The following is a 14,568-nucleotide window of genomic DNA, read 5'->3' on the forward strand; positions in this document are numbered from 1 at the left end:
ACCGATAAGCGGCTGCGGTAACCGACCATCCACTACAGCATCGTATAGACAGATTTCGTCTTCATATAGGCCTCGATACCGTCGATCCCGTATTCAGCTCCCCAGCCGGACTGCTTGTGGCCGCCGATGGGCAGGGCAGGGTCCCAGACCATCTGACAGTTCAGCGTGACCATCCCCGCGTCCAGGCGTTTCGCCAGGCGGTGGGCACGGCCGACGTCGCGTGTCCAGGCAGTCGCCGCGAGGCCGTAGACCGAGTCGTTCGCCAGAGCGAGCGCTTCGTCATCGTCGTCGAACGGCGTGACCGCGACGACGGGACCGAAGATTTCCTCCTGGACCAGCCGCATGTCGGGCCGCACCTGAGTGAGGACGGTTGGCTCGACGAAGTATCCGGGCCGGTCGCGGCGGTTTCCGCCGGCGATCACTTCGGCGCCGTCCCTCTTGCCTTCCTCGATGTATCCCGTGACGCGGTCGAGCTGCTTCTGGCTGACAACGGGACCGATATCGATGTTGTCGTCGTGGCTGCCGCCCTGGCGCAATCCCCTAGCGATCTGGGCGATTCCGTCGACCACCTGGTCATAGATTCCGCGCTGCACGTAAACGCGCGATCCGCAGATGCAGCCTTGTCCCGAGTGAACGAAGATCCCCATGGCGGCTGCCGGAATGGCCTGCGCCAGGTCGGCGTCGTCGTAGATGAGCACCGGTGATTTTCCGCCGAGCTCAAGCATGACCTTCTTCAGGTTGCCGGCCGCCGCATGGACAATCTTCTTGCCCACCTCGGTCGATCCCGTGAAGGAGATTTTGTCGACGTCGGGGTGTTCCGCCAGAGCGGCACCGGCGGTGTGGCCGTGACCGACAACGATATTGACAACCCCGTCGGGCACTCCGGCCTCGGCCAGGATCTTCTCCATCACCAGCGCGGAGAGCGGCGTCTGCTCCGCGGGCTTCAGCACACAGCTGCAGCCCGCGGCGAGTGCCGGCGCCAGCTTGATGGCCGCGACGTGGAAAGGCCCGTTCCACGGGGTGATGAGCCCGGCCACACCGACAGGCTCCTTGAGCGTGTAGCCATGGATCTCCGCGGATTTCCCGGAGAGCCCCCCGGCCATGTTTATGTCATGCGCGATGCCGTTGATCTTCGTGCACCAGCCGGCGCAGTAGCGGAAGAACTCCGCCGAAGCGAACATGATGCCGCGGGCCTGCGACACGGGCATGCCGCCGTTGCGCGCGTCGAGCTCCGCGAGTTCATCCACGCGCTCCTCGATCAGGTCGGCGACGCGCCACAGGATCCGGGAGCGTTCGCTGCCGGTCTTGCCGCGCCAGACCCCGGACTCGAACGTCGCACGGGCCCGCGCAACCGCTTCATCGATTGCGGCCGCGCCGCCATCGGCGAATTCGCCGATCTGTTCCCCGACCGATGGATTGAAGATCGGGACCATCTCGGAAGTCCCCGGCCGTTTTGCGATTTCTTCCAACACTGCCGAAAGCGTCATTACGGAGCCCCTTCGATCTGAACGGAGATAGCTGCGAACGCGCCGAACAACCTCGGGTCGAGGTGGCCGCCGTCGGGGTGATCGGGCGCCCGGCCGGCACGATCCCCGACCTGTGGACCCAGGCGGCGTCGATCGCCTCTGTCGGGACGTCGAGGAGGCAGGCAGGCACCTTCACGAACAGACCGACGTCGCGCCGCCGCGCTGATCACAGCCGACCGATCTCACTGCGGGCGTACCGGGTTTGTGTCATCGGCCTGGACCTTGTTCCCCTCGGATCTGACGGTTATGGAAGAAGCACCTGCCGGCAGGGGGTGCATCTCGTCAACTCGCCCGACGCGGGCTCTGGTCGTGACCGGTACGTACTGTCTGCGGAACGAAGTGCCGAGACCGTGCTCGCTGCGAGATTCACGTTCACCCACACGCCCGCTGAACAGGTGTTCAGCATCGCGCTGTACACTGTTTAGCATGGGCTCTCAAACACCGTCAAGAACAATGACGGCGGGACCGCCCCCCTGGAATCCGGCGAACCACTGCGGGGTCTCTGGGAGCCCAGAGCCCAACCGGGTGCCGTGATCGGGGAGTTCATGGCCCTGTCCAACCACCCGCCCGGCCATGGCGTTCTCCATCACCAGGGTGCGAACTCCGCGCGGATTCCGAGAGGCGGAGTTCGGTGGTGGGCGGCAGCGGTTCGGCGATCACCGGGCTGCCGGCTGTGCCGAGGTGGAGGCCTTCGCCTGCGAGCGCTAGCTTCTGCCGCCCACCCTAAAAGCGCACGGATGAGTCGTGGTTCTCATGGGGATGCTCTACCACCGCTGTACCGGTGTCTCCTTCAGGCTCAGCGGGCGGGCGTAGGAAGGGTCTTCCCGGTCCCAACTGCCCTGGATGAAGCCGGTGAAGGCACCAGAGGTGAGGAGTGCGGTGTCGCCGCGGGACGTCCACTCGACGGTGCAGCGTCGCAGAGCGATCCGCCACTGCCCGTCCCGCCGCTCCAGGCGGTCGAGATAGCGGCCGCCGATGAGGTGCACGCCCTTGCCGTCGCGGGCGCGCATCGCGCCGATCACGTAGCTCTCGCAGTGCGCCTCGTCGCCGTCGATCTCGCAGGTGTGCGTGGTGATGTTGTGCAGGTGGTCGGCGAAGACGGAAGCGTGTGCCTCGTTGGCGTACGCCCCGTACACGGGGCCGGTCTTCACGACGGGACCGTGCTCGTCCGTACCGTCCTGGTGGTACACGCTCGCCATCAGTTCCTCGTCGTGCCGGTCGTGGCCGCGTGCGTGGTTCATGACGCAGTCGAGCACCGCGAGACGGTCCCTGACGTACCTGAGCTCGCTGCGGAGCTCGGCGAGTTCGTCCTCGACGGACATTTCGTTCCTCCATGCCTTGTCGGGCGGCGGATCGGCCACGCCCCGGCCACGCCCCGGCCTGCCGGATCCGGGCGGCGCGGGTGACGGCCTCGTCGCGGAACGTCTCCGCGCCGCCCATGTCGATGAAGGCCGACGGAAGATTCCCCAGGTCGGTGACACGGGCGCGGGCGGCCGGCCGCCGCCCGCGCTGCCGCCCGCCACGAGGATGCTGTCCCTCCAAGCCGGTCTGTCAGCCGGTCAGTTGCCGCAGGAAGCCGCGGGTGCGCTGCATCGACCCGCGTTTGTCCTCGCCGACCGGGACGATGCTCGCGTGGATGTCGGTGGCCCCCGCGTCGAGGAGCGCGCGCAGTTGGGTCTCGACGGATTTCTCGTCACCGACGATGGCGGCGTCGGCCGGGCTGTCGGCGCCACCGATCGCCATGATCCGGCGGTAGGCAGGGGAGTTCGCGTACATGACCGAACTCGCCGCCACCGCTTCCCGGGCCTCCTGCTCGTCATCGTGCACGGCCACCGGCAGCCCGGCCACGATGCGCGGTGACGGCCTGCCCGCCGCCTCGGCCGCAGCCGTCAGCTGGGGGACGACATGTCGCTCGACCGCCGCCGCCGGGGCCATCCACAGCACCACACCGTCCGCGTACTCGCCCGCCACGCGCAGCAATCGCGGGGAGAGCGCGGCCAGCAGTACGGGGACGTTCTCGGCGCCGCGCACGATGCCCGCGGGTGCGTGGGCGGTCCACTCCTCGCCCGCGAAGTCGACCGCCTCGCCGCGCCGTACGGCTGTGAGAATACGGAGGTACTCCTCGGTGTTGCGGCCGGGCCGCGCGTAGGACATGCCGTACATGCCCTCGACGACGGCCGCGTGCGAAGGGCCGAGCCCAAGGGTGAACCCGGGGCGGCCCATGGCGGTCGCGACCGAGGCCGCTCGCTGGGCCTGGAGCAGCGGGTGGCACGGGTAGGTCTGCAGCACCGCCGTGCCCAGCTCGATGGTCGAGGTCTCCCGTCCCGCCAGTGCCAGCGCGACGAGCGGATCGCCCTGGACGATGCTGGCGTACCAGAGGGAGTGGAAGCCGTCGGCCTCCGCCTGTCGCGCTTGCGCGATGAGTTTCTCCGGCGTCGAGGCGCCGCCGGTCAGTCCGATACGCATGAGGGGTTCACGCTCCTGGCTCTCGGGTCGGGACAGGGATGTGGCCCGCCAGCAGCCGCTCGGGGATCACGGTCCTGAGTTCGTCCACCGTCCAGGGAGCGCCGTCCTTGGTGACCTCGGAGATCGTGCTCATCTCGGAGTAGAGGGAGATGCGTCCGCCGGCGGTGACGGTGAACACGGCGCCGTTGATGTACGCGGCTTCGTCGGTGGCGAGATAGGCGAGGAACGGGCCCAGCTTCTCCGGGGCCTGGTGGTCCTTCTCCTCCTCGTCGAGCAGCTTCTTCAAGGCCTCGATCTCGGGGCCGCCGCCGGCCAGCCGTTCACGCATCGAGGCACGCCAGTTGATGTGGTTCCGGGACAGGGAGCGCGGGCAGAAGGCGTTGCAGGTGATACCGCTTCCGTCGAGCTCTCCGGCCACCGCCCTGGTCAACGCGGCGATGCCCGCGCAGGCGGCGCTGTAGGGCGCGAGCATCGGCTTGCCGGGCAGCGCGTCCGACGACGCGTTGAGAACCCGGCCGAACCCCTGCCGTCGCATGATCGGCAGCACGTGGTGCATGACGTTGTACGTGCCGGTGAGCTTGGTGTGGGTCTGCAGCAGCCAGTCCTCCGGCGTCACCTTGTGGAAGGGGCCGAAGCCCGAGCCGGCGGCGCCGTTGACGACGATGTCGACCCTGCCCCACTCGTCCATGGCCGCCTGGACCATGTCCCCGGCCACCTCGAAGTCGCCGGGGTCACCGAAGAACGGGATCGCCTCGCCGCCCTCCGCGATGATGGCGTCCGCGGTCGTACGGGCGTCACCGCTGATCGACGCGATCAGCTCTCGGTCCTCGTCCGTCAGCAGTTTCTCCGTGGCGTCGGCGTCGGACCAGGCCGTCATGCCGACCGACCCGGGCTTGCGGTTGTTCGTGACGACCTTCGCGCCCTCGCGGGCCAGGCCGACCGCGATGCCCTTGATCGCACCCATTCCGGAGCCCGTGACCACGGCCACCTTGCCGTCCAGCCTCGTACTCATCCGTTCGCCTCCTCTGACGGGGCCTGCGTGTCCAGGCCTAGCGAGCGGGCGAACCAGCTCACCGTTTCGTAGCAGCCGGCCGTGAAGAGCACGTCCAGGAGCTGGCGCCGGTCGAGTGCGACCGACAGGGTGTCCCAGGTCGGTTGCGCGACGACACCGTCCTCGACCAGTTCGTCGACGGCCCGGACGAGCGCGCCTTCCAGCGGGTCGGGGAACGTCGCTTCGGGCCCGAAAGCGACGCGGGCGATGTCGGCGTCGGTCAGGCCGGCGGCGCGGGCGCCGAAGAGATGGTGGTCCCAGAGGTACGCGCAGGCGCGGCGGGCCGCGATCCGCAGGGCGATGATCTCGACCTGCCGGGGTGTCAGGGTGGTGTCGAAGAGGACGTGCCCGTTGAACTCGAAGAACCCGCGGGCGAGTTGGGGGTGGTGGGCGAAGGAGCCCAGGATGCCGTCGGTCGGCGGGCGGTCTTCTGGCGGGCGCGGTGGCAGGCCGTGTTTCCTGGGGTCCAGCGCGTGCAGGGCCTGGTACATGTCACCCGGCCAGGAGGCCGGTGGAAGCGGTGCTATCCGGGCGTTCAACGCCGTCTCCTCGCAGATGCTCCGATGGGGGTGTTCCGGGACGGGGGTCGTGCCGGGACCGGGATCCCGGACGACGGTGATGACGATGAAGAGGTCGGACGACGAACAGGTCGGACGATGTAGTAGTCGGAAGGTGGAGAGGTCAGACGATGACCCGGCCGCCGTTCACTCCGACGATCTGGCCGGTGATGAAGCCTGCCTCGTCGCGTGCCAGGTAGACGCAGGCCGAGGCGATGTCCTCCGGACGTCCCACCCGGCGTACGGGAGTGCTCTTTACATGCGACTCCACGCCCGACCCGAGGTATCCGGCTTCCGCGCTGCCACGCAGGGCGGGTGTGTCGATGAAGCTGGGCGGGACGATGTTGACCGTGATGCCCTTGGGGCCCAGTTCCTGGGCCAGCGACCGGCTGAGCCCGATGACGCCGGCCTTGGAGGCGGCGTAGTGCGCCTGGCGGACGTTTCCGGTCTGCGCGCTGGAGGAGGAGATGTTCACGATCCGCCCCCAGCCGGCCGCGATCATGTCCGGTGCGACCGCCTGGCAGCAGTGGAAGGTGCCGGCCAGGTTGACGGCCATGACGCGTGCGAAGTCCTCGGCGGTGATGTCGAGGAAGCGCTTGAACGGGGAGATGCCGGCGTTGTTGACCAGGATCGTCGCGGGCCCGAGGAGCGAGCGGACTTCGGCGACGGCCTCGTCGATCTGGCTCCGGTCGGCGATGTCGACCTGCAGACCGACCGCCGTGCCGCCGGCCTCGGTGATCTGTGCCGCGGCTGCCTTGGCGGAGTCACCGTCGATGTCCCATACCGCGACTGCGGCGCCTTCGGCCGCGAGCCGCATCCCTGTCGCCAGGCCGATGCCGGAGCCGGATCCTGTAACGATCGCTGTGCGTGGTTCTGACCATGCTGGAAGACCGCTCATGCTGAACGACCGTATAAGGCCGCCGTGATCCTGACAAGGGTCGTGCGTACGAAGGGTTACGCCTGCGGGGCCCGGTCGGCCCTGTTGTCGTCGAAGCGCGACAGCAGTTGTTCCACGAGTGCCCGGGTCTCGGCGTGGCCTTCCGTGATGCCGAGTTCGTCCTCCATCACCAGGCCCCGCGACAGGCAGCTGAGGACGACCAGCAGGGCGGGCAGCGGCACGTCCTGCCCGGTTGGCTCCGACTGCCCCCAGCGTCGGCTCTCCAGGAGCGCCAGTTGCAGTCGACGGAACCGCATCGCGTACTCGGCGATCTCGCTCCGGATGCTCTTGCGATGGTTGGCCAGCGCCATGAACTCCGTGAGCAGCGCTGTTCCCGAGGGTTCGATGCTGAACTCCCACAGCGCGTGCAGCGGTTGCGGGGATTCCAGCACCCTGGCGTGCCTGCTCAGGTTCTTCTCCGCACCCTCACGGAAGACGGCGAGGAACAGATCGTCGAGGGTGGCGAAGTAGTAGTGGACCAACGCGGGTGTCACCCCGGCCTCGCGGCCCACCCGGCGCGAGCTCACCGCCGCGTAGCCCTCTTCCCGCATCAGGCGCGCGGTCACGTCGAGCAGCACCTTGCGCGTCTCGGAGTTGTCGGTCGCGCTGCGGCGTGTGCCACTCACCGTCATCATCTCCTTGACGCTCTTGGACCATTGTGTTGAACTCCTGTTCAGTGCTGAGCCTAGCGGACCGATGGCCGGCCATGCCAACCGGTCGACGACAGCGAGGAGCCCGCGATGGACGTCAAGGCAGAGACCGGCATCGGAGCACTGACGGGGCGCCTGGGCGCGAGCCTGTTCCAGCAGGCGTGGGTGGTGTCCGACCTGAAGGCCGGTGAAGAGGCCATGCGCACGGCGCTCGGCTGCGGCGAGTTCACCGAGTTCCGGATGGAACAGAAGTGGACCCTGCGCGGCGAGACCGTCCCGGGCGGGCTCGCGCTCGGTTACGGCCGCAGCGGCAACATGCAGATCGAGCTGATGCAGCCGTTGGCGGGCACCAGCATCCAGCACGAGTTCTTCGCGGAACACGGTGCCGGACCACACCACTTCGGATATCTCGTCGCCGACCTCGACGCTTCTCTGGCGGCGGCCCGGCGCGACGGCTTCGACGTGGCGATGTCCGGCCGGTTCGGCAGTGTCCGAGTCGCCTTCCTCGACACCTACGCCGAGCTCGGCCTCTATCTGGAACTCATCGAGGACCCCGACGATCTGTACTGGGCCACCCGGGCGTGGCGGGATGCCCGCGATCAGGTCCACGTCGCCTGAAGCCGACTACGCGGGGGCCTGTCCTGTGCAGTGGCATCAACTACTCGGCTTCGTAGCCGCGGTCACTCCCCTCACCTTGATTCCCGGCACGAGCTTCACGCTTGTCACCCAGCAGGTGATCGTGGGCACGCGGTCCGACGGGGTGCGCGCCGCCTTCGGCTCAGCGTGCGGGCTCCTGGTGCACGCGACGTTTGCCGCGGTCGGCCTGTCGGCCCTGGTGATGTCGTCGGCTCAGGCGTTGACAGTGGTGAAGCTCCTGGGTGGCATCTACCTCATCTGGTTGGGCGTCACAACGTGGCGCTCGACGTGTCGAGATGCCGAACCAACGGCACGGCGGCGGTGGCGCTCGCCGTGGGCTCGACTCGGGGGCTTTGGCCAGGGGTTGTGGTCCAATGTCCTCAATCCGAAGGCGGCGTCGGTCTATCTCACCCTCGTGCCGCAGTTCCTGACGTCCAGCCACCCCATCGCGCCGCAGATCGCGACGCTCGCGATCACGCATGTGGCCATGGTCCTGATCTGGCTGCTGTTCTGGACGTACGTGGTCGCCACCGCACGCACGGCGATCGACACACCGCGGTTCCGACGCGGGGTGAGTCGCCTGGCGGGAGCCGTGCTGGTAGCCCTGGGAATTCGAACAGCAACGGCGGGATGAGCCCGCGCTCCTCGGCCGTCCCGTAAACACCACTCTGTTCCACGGCACTTCTGTTCCACCTCTTGACCCGCTGGGCCGGTAGGTGCGACCTCTCGTTCATGCGCATTAGGTAATACGCATGAACGCGGCCGTCGCCGATAGACCCAGGCCCTGCCCCGGAGGAGAGAAGCACTGTGGAACCCAGGAAACGGCCCGGACGTGCGCCCGCTCCGGCCGGTCGGACATCGCGGCCCCGGCAGGCCGAGGTGGCTCGGCTGGCGGGGGTGTCGCAGGCGACCGTGTCCCTGGTGCTGTCCCCGAAGCCCGACGGCAAGGGGCGCATCATCTCCGAGGAGACCCGCCGACGGGTCCTGGAGGCGGCCCGCAGCCTCGGTTACGTGCCCGACCCGGCCGCCCGGCGGCTGGCCGCCGCCCGCAACAACCTCCTCGGCGTCTTCAGCTTCACCGCCACGTTCCCCACCGATGTACAGCACTCGTACTACCCCTTCCTGGTCGGCGTGGAGCGCGAGGCCGCGGCGCTCGGCTACGACCTGGTGCTGTTCACCGGGTCGAGCACCGGCGGCGCGGGGGCCGCGGGTCCCGAGGCCCTGAGCAGGGTCCGGCTCGCCGACGGCTGCCTCTTCCTCGGTCGGCACACACCCCGGGCGGAGCTCAAGCGGCTGGTCGAGGACGGCTTCCCGGTCGTACACCTGGACCGCCGCGAGGAGCTGGAGGGTGTGGCATGGGTGGGCGCGGACTGTGTCGAAGCCACGCGTGAAGTCGTGGGCCAGCTGGCCGAGTTGGGGCATCGGCGGATCATGCTCGTCCGCGAGGACGACGACGCGCCCGCCTCGGCGGACCGTCAGCGCGGCTTCCTGGAAGGACTGGAGGCAGCGGGTCTGCCCTCCGGGCCCACGGCCGTCTTCCGGTCCGCGGATCCGCAGCGGGACCTCACACCTGAACGGCTGCGCTCCTGGGCCGATGAAGGAGTGACGGCCTTCGTCGCGGAGGAGACCGACACCGGGGCGGCCTGGCGAAGCCTGCTCTCCGCCGTGCGCGAGGCGGGCCTCGACTGCCCCGCAGAGGTGTCTCTCGCCCTGCTCGGCAGCCCGCCCGCAGACCTGGCGGGTGAGCCCGAGCCCACCGGATTCGACATCCCCCGGCCTCAGTTGGGCGCCGCGGCCGTACGTCTGCTGGCCGCGCTCGTCGCGGGCGAGGAGGCGCGAGAACCGCTCGTCACCTGTGTCTTCCGCCCGGGCCCGACGACGGGGACCACCGCGTGCCCGGCCCTGAGCGCGATCTCCGCAGCCCCTCCATGCCCCCGATCAACCCGATCCAGCAGCAAGGAGAAGCGTGATACCCGAAGCGGACATCCTCGTCGTGGGCGGCGGCCTCGGTGACGTGGCAGCCGCACTCGCCGCCTGCCGGGCAGGACGCAGCCTCGTGCTCACCGAGGAGACGGACTGGATCGGCGGCCAGCTCACCAGCCAGGCCGTACCGCCCGACGAGCACCCCTGGGTCGAGCGGTTCGGTACGACCGCCTCGTACCGGCGGCTGCGCGAGGGTCTTCTACAACTCGCGTGCCACTACTCCGGAGAACGGTCGCGCCGCGGCGCCCTCCTTCGGCACCGACGGCGGCGTCCCGTACATGATCTACGAGGCGGGAGAGCGGCTCTCGGGCGCCATCGCGCTCGCCCGGGGCTGACCCGGCAGGCCGACCCCCGCTGGCCCGCGCTCCGCGTTCTCGACCGAGACGGTTCCGCTCAGAGGTCCGTACGGGTGAACGTCACATGCGTGACCCCCGTGGGCGAGGAGGTCGCCTCGACCTCGTAGCCCTTCTCGATGCCCTCCAGTCCGTCCAAGAGGCGTACGCCTCGGCCGAGCAGGATCGGGACCACCACGACGTGCAGGCGGTCGACGAGCCCGGCGGCAAGGAAGTCGCGGACCACGGTGGGCCCTCCGCCGATGCGCACGTCCTGGCCGCCGGCCGCTTCGCGGGCCGTCCCGAGTGCCTCGGCGGGCGAAGTCTCCAGGAAGTGGAACGTCGTGCCGCCCTCCATCTCGATCGACGGGCGAGGGTGATGAGTGAGGACGAAGGTCGGTGTGTGGAACGGCGGGTTCGGCCCCCACCACCCCTTCCACTCCGGGTCCTCGTGCCAGCCGGGCGGACCGAACTTCCCGGCGCCCATGATCTCGGCGCCGATCCCTGGCTCGAACTGCCGCGCGAAGGCGTCGTCGAGGCCGCCGGTCCCCCCGGGCCGGCCGGTCATCTCGTGCCAGAACCGGGTGGTGAACATCCACTCGTGCAGCCTTTCGCCGGCGTGGCCGAACGGCTCGTCGTGGCTCTGGACCTCACCGGTGCCGAAGCCGTCGAGCGAGATGGAGAAGTTGTGGACGCGGACGAGTGACATGGCTGGCGTTCCCTTCCGTCTGCCGATCGAGCTTCGTCGTCTCAGCTCATCATGAAGCGATGATGGCCAATCCGATGTCATGACGTCTAATGCCATTTCGCCCCAGGTCTCATAGATAAACTTGATCCATGCCGAACCTGACGCACCTCAGTGCTGGAGGCGGTCGACCCCCATGGATCGGTGACCGAAGCCGCCGAGGACCACCCGAGCCAGGCGCCTCCAAAGCACGTATATCGCGTTGTGGGTCCAGGTGCGCCGCCGTAAGGTCACCGGCATGTCTGTACGTCTTCGTATGCGTCAAGCACTGCCGGAAGCGATGCGCGCCCGCGACAAGGCCGCGGTGAGCGCCCTGCGCACCACACTTGCCGCGCTGGACAACGCCGAGGCGGTGCCCGTTGACGAAGCCGACCTCCGTGGTGTGGCCCTTGAGCATTCGCCGGTCGGTGTCGGCGCCACCGAAGCGGCGCGGCGTGAGCTGAGCGAGCGCAGTGTGGTGGATGTCGTGCGCGCCGAGGCGGCCGAACGGCTGGAGGCCGCGGCACAGTTGACTGCGCCCGCGCACGCTGACCGAGCCACACGGCTGCGCGCGGAGGCCGCCGTGCTGCTTCGCTTCGTCGACGGGCCCGGCGGCGAATAGGACACGGCGGGACGACTCGTCGACAGTCACCCGTACTGCCCCAACTGCCGTACGCCGACGGGGTGTTCCAGCCGGGGCGCCATTCACCGCTCTCAAGCGGCCGGCCGCCCAGGAGCTCCAACTGGCTGGCTCCGAGAGGTTCCCGGCCAACACCAGGCCCAGGCAGTCACCTGCCTCACCCTGCGCCAAGTCCGGTGGAACGAGGTTCCCGCACAAGGGCTCCGCCCGACGGTGGTCATGTCACGAGTCGCCGACATCGTGTGAGTTCGTCGCCAGGTGAACGGCTGCGTCGACCAGCACGTCCACCGCTGAGGACGAGTGCGGCCAGCCCTCGTACCGCACCAGCAGTTCGCGGTCTCCGGTCTCCACCGAGTCCACACCCTGCGGCAGATCCAGCCGACGTATCTCCCGGCGACTCAGCCGTGCGGGCGGCCGCTGCCCGCGCAGGCGGACCAGTACCGCCGTGACCGCCGTTCCCGCCTCGCCCACGTCCTCGACGCAGCAGGCGACGCCCACCTCAACGCCCTGCGGGCGGCCCACGGCGAGCAACTCACCGCGGAACCGGGGACTTGCCGGCGACTCCCACCCCTGCGCATCGCCGGTGAACGCCGCCACGGTGGTGCCGAAGGACCCCCCGTTGCGGCCGGCCCACGTGGTGAGAGCTCCGTGAGTCAGCGCCTTCCGACGTGCGGCGCTTCGCACATCGGCCAGCGTCATACCGGAGATCAGGCCACCGATCGCGACCGAGACAACCACAAGCAGCAGCAACGCCTGCCATGGAAATCCCCAGAAGAGCCCGACCACCACGAGCAGTGCCGACGAGAACACAGCAATGAAAACACCGGACTTCAGCACTTCCCGTTCTTCGTCAATGGACGGCATGTAATGCAGTACACCACCGGCCACGCCACACCGGCCCACCCTTGCACCCGGCCACGCATCAGGGGGCGGAGGCGATGGATTCGACGAGGTGCTGCAACCGATGACGTGGTCGAGCGCACGGTCACCGTCAGCACCGGCACCTACACCTGCGCCTGCGCCTGCGACGACGGCCAGGCGGCTGGACCTATCGTGGTCACGATGAACAGCACAGGAACAGGGTCCGACGGGAAGCCCGGCCACGATCGCCGACTTCCGGGTCAGGAGCCGTGTCACCAAGGTGCATGACGTGGCCATCACCGACGTCCACGGAGTGTCGGCCATCCGAACCGCGGGGACTCCGGGCGGCGTTGAGGATCAGGTGCGGTTGTACGTGGTGCGGCGCGGGGCATGGACGTTGGGTGGCTCCCGCGATCGTGGCGAGCACACCGTTCCGGGCGGGCGGTTCCTCCTCCGGCACGTCGGGCGGCCGTCGCACCGGCCGGACTCAGGTCGGCCATCGTTGTGTGGATCATGTTCGAGTGGGCCGCCAGAACCTGACGGACAGCCAACTCGCCGATCCCGACTCTTCTCCACCGATGCCAGCGCGTGAACTCAACGTCTCCGTACGCACCCTGCAACGGGCCTCGCCACGACGGGAGAGTCGGCGACCGCCTACATCCGCCACCGGCGTCTGGAGGAGGCCCGGCTCGCTCTCACCACACCCTCCGGCCGGCTCAGCGTCTCGGAACTCGCAGCCCACTGGCAGTTCGCGGACAGCAGACACTTCATCCGGGCCTTCAGGAAACGCTACGGCCGGACGCCCGCCGAGTACGCCCGCTCCACCGGGCCGACCGGGAGCTGAACCGACTCCGACAGCCAGCCGCCGACCGCCGGTGGCAGGCCGCCAGTAGCAGGCCGGTTCCGCCGTCAGGTCTCGCCGAAGGTTCGTCGGCGGGCGCCGGGTGTGGTGTCGGGGTGTGCCCGGAAACGGCGGCGCGGGTCGACCGCCGAGGCGAGTCCGGCCCGGGACCGGCATCGCCGCCCGAAGATCACGGCGCGTACGCTCACGTACATGGTTGAGCATCGAATGATTGATGTGAACGGCGTTCGGCTGCACATCGCGGAGCACGGCGAGGGTCCCCTGGTAGTGCTTCTGCACGGCTTCCCCGAGTCATGGCACTCCTGGCACCACCAGTTCGGCCCGCTGGCCGACGCGGGCTTCCGAGTGGTGGCCCCCGACCAGCGTGGCTACGGGCGCAGCGACCGTCCCGACGACGTCAACGCGTACACCATCCTCCACCTGGTCGGCGATGTCGTCGCACTGATCCACGCCCTGGGCGAGGAGAAGGCGTACGTCGTCGGGCACGACTGGGGCGCGCCGGTCGCCTGGCACACCGCGCTGCTGCGGCCGGACGTGGTGCTCGGAGTGGCCGGTCTGAGCGTGCCACCCCCGTTCCGGGGGACGCAGCTTCCGCTGGCGGCCATGGACGAGAGGTTCGACGGCCGCTTCTACTGGAACTACTTCAACCGCCCCGGCGTCGCCGACGCCGAGTTCGGCAAGGAAACCCGCACCACTCTCAGGAAGTTCTTCTACGCCCTTTCCGGCGACGCTCCCGGCGCCGGTGAGGGGAACCAGCCGCTGGTCGACCCCGAGCAGGGCTGGCTCGCGGGCATGCCGGACCCCGAGGTACTGCCCGAGTGGCTCACGGAGAACGATCTCGACGTACTCACCGAGAGCTTCTCCCAGGGCTTCACCGGGGCCCTCAACTGGTACCGCAACATCGACCGCAACTGGGAACTGACCGCTCCTTGGCACGGCGCCGTCGTCACCCCGCCCGCCCTGTACATCTACGGTGACCGCGACGCCGTCCCCGCCTTCCCCGGTACCCCCGAACTCATCGAGCGCCTCCCGGACATCATGCCCAACCTCTTGCGCAAACCCCTCGAACTGACCGGCTGCGGGCACTGGACTCAGCAGGAGCGCCCGGCCGAGGTGAACACGGCCCTCATCGAATTCCTCAGGGCCTGTTCGAGCTCCACACAGGCCACGTAGACGAGTGCTGGTGCGGCCTTCTGCCCGAGTCGCATCGGCCAGGGCTCGGAACGCCGCCAACGGCCGACACCGAGTCCCGCCCACTCCGGAGAGTCGCGAGAACACGGCTTCCACCCCATCCGGCCGAAAGATCACTCTCGTGACGCCGTCGACTCGGCCGAAAGTCCTTT

The 14,568-nt window shown here is 68.8% G+C and carries 16 protein-coding genes and 1 pseudogene; 7 read left to right on the forward strand and 10 right to left on the reverse strand.

From position 1 onward, the window contains the following. Window positions 1-32: 32 nt before the first annotated feature. The 7 genes from ACH4YP_RS30370 to ACH4YP_RS30400 all read right to left on the reverse strand — a co-directional run bounded on the left by ACH4YP_RS30370 (window position 33) and on the right by ACH4YP_RS30400 (window position 7,163). On the reverse strand, window positions 33-1,487 hold the full coding sequence (locus ACH4YP_RS30370; protein WP_398493765.1) for an aldehyde dehydrogenase family protein: 1,455 nt from the start codon (window positions 1,485-1,487) through the stop codon (window positions 33-35). Between the two features lie 803 nt (window positions 1,488-2,290). Beyond that, window positions 2,291-2,848 carry a nuclear transport factor 2 family protein gene (locus ACH4YP_RS30375; RefSeq protein WP_361050569.1) on the reverse strand — a complete coding sequence of 186 codons (558 nt, stop codon included), beginning with the start codon at window positions 2,846-2,848 and terminating at the stop codon, window positions 2,291-2,293. 229 nt (window positions 2,849-3,077) lie between these two features. Further along, window positions 3,078-3,992: a TIGR03564 family F420-dependent LLM class oxidoreductase gene (locus ACH4YP_RS30380; protein ID WP_361050572.1), complete on the reverse strand. Its 915-nt coding sequence runs from the start codon at window positions 3,990-3,992 to the stop codon at window positions 3,078-3,080. A 7-nt stretch (window positions 3,993-3,999) separates the two neighbouring features. Then, a complete protein-coding gene (locus tag ACH4YP_RS30385) occupies window positions 4,000-5,004 on the reverse strand; it encodes an SDR family NAD(P)-dependent oxidoreductase (RefSeq protein ID WP_361050575.1) in 1,005 nt (334 codons plus the stop codon). Beyond that, window positions 5,001-5,582, reverse strand: coding sequence for a carboxymuconolactone decarboxylase family protein (locus ACH4YP_RS30390; protein ID WP_361050578.1), 582 nt, complete (start codon window positions 5,580-5,582; stop codon window positions 5,001-5,003). Before ACH4YP_RS30390 ends, ACH4YP_RS30385 begins: the two co-directional genes overlap by 4 nt. 142 nt (window positions 5,583-5,724) lie before the next feature. Continuing rightward, complete coding sequence (locus ACH4YP_RS30395) at window positions 5,725-6,498, reverse strand: SDR family NAD(P)-dependent oxidoreductase (RefSeq protein ID WP_361050580.1); 774 nt, start codon at window positions 6,496-6,498, stop codon at window positions 5,725-5,727. Between the two features lie 56 nt (window positions 6,499-6,554). Next, window positions 6,555-7,163, reverse strand: coding sequence for a TetR/AcrR family transcriptional regulator (locus ACH4YP_RS30400; protein WP_398493768.1), 609 nt, complete (start codon window positions 7,161-7,163; stop codon window positions 6,555-6,557). A 114-nt stretch (window positions 7,164-7,277) separates the two neighbouring features. Here ACH4YP_RS30400 and ACH4YP_RS30405 point away from each other — a divergent pair, with 114 nt between their 5' ends. The 4 genes and pseudogenes from ACH4YP_RS30405 to ACH4YP_RS30420 all read left to right on the forward strand — a co-directional run. Next, window positions 7,278-7,805, forward strand: coding sequence for a VOC family protein (locus tag ACH4YP_RS30405; RefSeq protein WP_361050586.1), 528 nt, complete (start codon window positions 7,278-7,280; stop codon window positions 7,803-7,805). 25 nt (window positions 7,806-7,830) lie between these two features. Then, window positions 7,831-8,457 carry a LysE family translocator gene (locus ACH4YP_RS30410; RefSeq protein WP_361050589.1) on the forward strand — a complete coding sequence of 209 codons (627 nt, stop codon included), beginning with the start codon at window positions 7,831-7,833 and terminating at the stop codon, window positions 8,455-8,457. Between the two features lie 245 nt (window positions 8,458-8,702). Beyond that, complete coding sequence (locus ACH4YP_RS30415) at window positions 8,703-9,836, forward strand: LacI family DNA-binding transcriptional regulator (RefSeq protein ID WP_398493830.1); 1,134 nt, start codon at window positions 8,703-8,705, stop codon at window positions 9,834-9,836. After that, a pseudogene (locus ACH4YP_RS30420) lies at window positions 9,790-10,005 on the forward strand (FAD-dependent oxidoreductase); the annotation flags it as partial. The gene ACH4YP_RS30415 and the pseudogene ACH4YP_RS30420, both read left to right, overlap by 47 nt. Before the next feature lie 194 nt (window positions 10,006-10,199). On the opposite strand, the gene ACH4YP_RS30425 reads toward ACH4YP_RS30420, so the two are convergent. Further along, window positions 10,200-10,847, reverse strand: coding sequence for a dihydrofolate reductase family protein (locus tag ACH4YP_RS30425; RefSeq protein WP_398493771.1), 648 nt, complete (start codon window positions 10,845-10,847; stop codon window positions 10,200-10,202). A gap of 316 nt (window positions 10,848-11,163) precedes the next feature. On the opposite strand from ACH4YP_RS30425, the gene ACH4YP_RS30430 reads away from it, so the two are divergent. Beyond that, complete coding sequence (locus ACH4YP_RS30430; RefSeq protein ID WP_398493832.1) at window positions 11,164-11,484, forward strand: hypothetical protein; 321 nt, start codon at window positions 11,164-11,166, stop codon at window positions 11,482-11,484. Between the two features lie 240 nt (window positions 11,485-11,724). On the opposite strand, the gene ACH4YP_RS30435 is transcribed toward ACH4YP_RS30430, so the two are convergent. Beyond that, window positions 11,725-12,366 (reverse strand): hypothetical protein, encoded by a 642-nt coding sequence (locus ACH4YP_RS30435; RefSeq protein WP_398493772.1) that lies wholly within the window; start codon window positions 12,364-12,366, stop codon window positions 11,725-11,727. Window positions 12,367-13,036: 670 nt separating this feature from the next. On the opposite strand from ACH4YP_RS30435, the gene ACH4YP_RS30440 reads away from it, so the two are divergent. Continuing rightward, window positions 13,037-13,207: a helix-turn-helix domain-containing protein gene (locus ACH4YP_RS30440; protein ID WP_398493834.1), complete on the forward strand. Its 171-nt coding sequence runs from the start codon at window positions 13,037-13,039 to the stop codon at window positions 13,205-13,207. A 65-nt stretch (window positions 13,208-13,272) separates the two neighbouring features. Here ACH4YP_RS30440 and ACH4YP_RS30445 read toward each other — a convergent pair whose 3' ends face one another. Further along, on the reverse strand, window positions 13,273-13,413 hold the full coding sequence (locus ACH4YP_RS30445; RefSeq protein WP_398493774.1) for a hypothetical protein: 141 nt from the start codon (window positions 13,411-13,413) through the stop codon (window positions 13,273-13,275). A gap of 4 nt (window positions 13,414-13,417) precedes the next feature. Between ACH4YP_RS30445 and ACH4YP_RS30450 the strand changes: the two genes are divergently transcribed. After that, entirely contained in the window at window positions 13,418-14,398 is a 981-nt protein-coding gene (locus ACH4YP_RS30450; protein WP_398493776.1) for an alpha/beta fold hydrolase, read from the forward strand. Window positions 14,399-14,568 lie beyond the last annotated feature (170 nt).

It is taken from the genome of Streptomyces sp. NPDC020747, from assembly GCF_044334695.1.
GTDB lineage: Bacteria > Actinomycetota > Actinomycetes > Streptomycetales > Streptomycetaceae > Streptomyces.

Excerpts from the sequence above, each read along its gene's own strand:
- ACH4YP_RS30370 (WP_398493765.1), bottom strand. The coding sequence starts at position 1,487 with ATGACGCTTTCGGCAGTGTTGGAAGAAATCGCAAAACGGCCGGGGACT.
- ACH4YP_RS30395 (WP_361050580.1), bottom strand. The coding sequence starts at position 6,498 with ATGAGCGGTCTTCCAGCATGGTCAGAACCACGCACAGCGATCGTTACA.
- ACH4YP_RS30405 (WP_361050586.1), top strand. The coding sequence starts at position 7,278 with ATGGACGTCAAGGCAGAGACCGGCATCGGAGCACTGACGGGGCGCCTG.
- ACH4YP_RS30430 (WP_398493832.1), top strand. The coding sequence starts at position 11,164 with ATGCGCGCCCGCGACAAGGCCGCGGTGAGCGCCCTGCGCACCACACTT.
- ACH4YP_RS30380 (WP_361050572.1), bottom strand. The coding sequence starts at position 3,992 with ATGCGTATCGGACTGACCGGCGGCGCCTCGACGCCGGAGAAACTCATC.
- ACH4YP_RS30385 (WP_361050575.1), bottom strand. The coding sequence starts at position 5,004 with ATGAGTACGAGGCTGGACGGCAAGGTGGCCGTGGTCACGGGCTCCGGA.
- ACH4YP_RS30375 (WP_361050569.1), bottom strand. The coding sequence starts at position 2,848 with ATGTCCGTCGAGGACGAACTCGCCGAGCTCCGCAGCGAGCTCAGGTAC.
- ACH4YP_RS30425 (WP_398493771.1), bottom strand. The coding sequence starts at position 10,847 with ATGTCACTCGTCCGCGTCCACAACTTCTCCATCTCGCTCGACGGCTTC.
- ACH4YP_RS30450 (WP_398493776.1), top strand. The coding sequence starts at position 13,418 with ATGGTTGAGCATCGAATGATTGATGTGAACGGCGTTCGGCTGCACATC.
- ACH4YP_RS30435 (WP_398493772.1), bottom strand. The coding sequence starts at position 12,366 with ATGCCGTCCATTGACGAAGAACGGGAAGTGCTGAAGTCCGGTGTTTTC.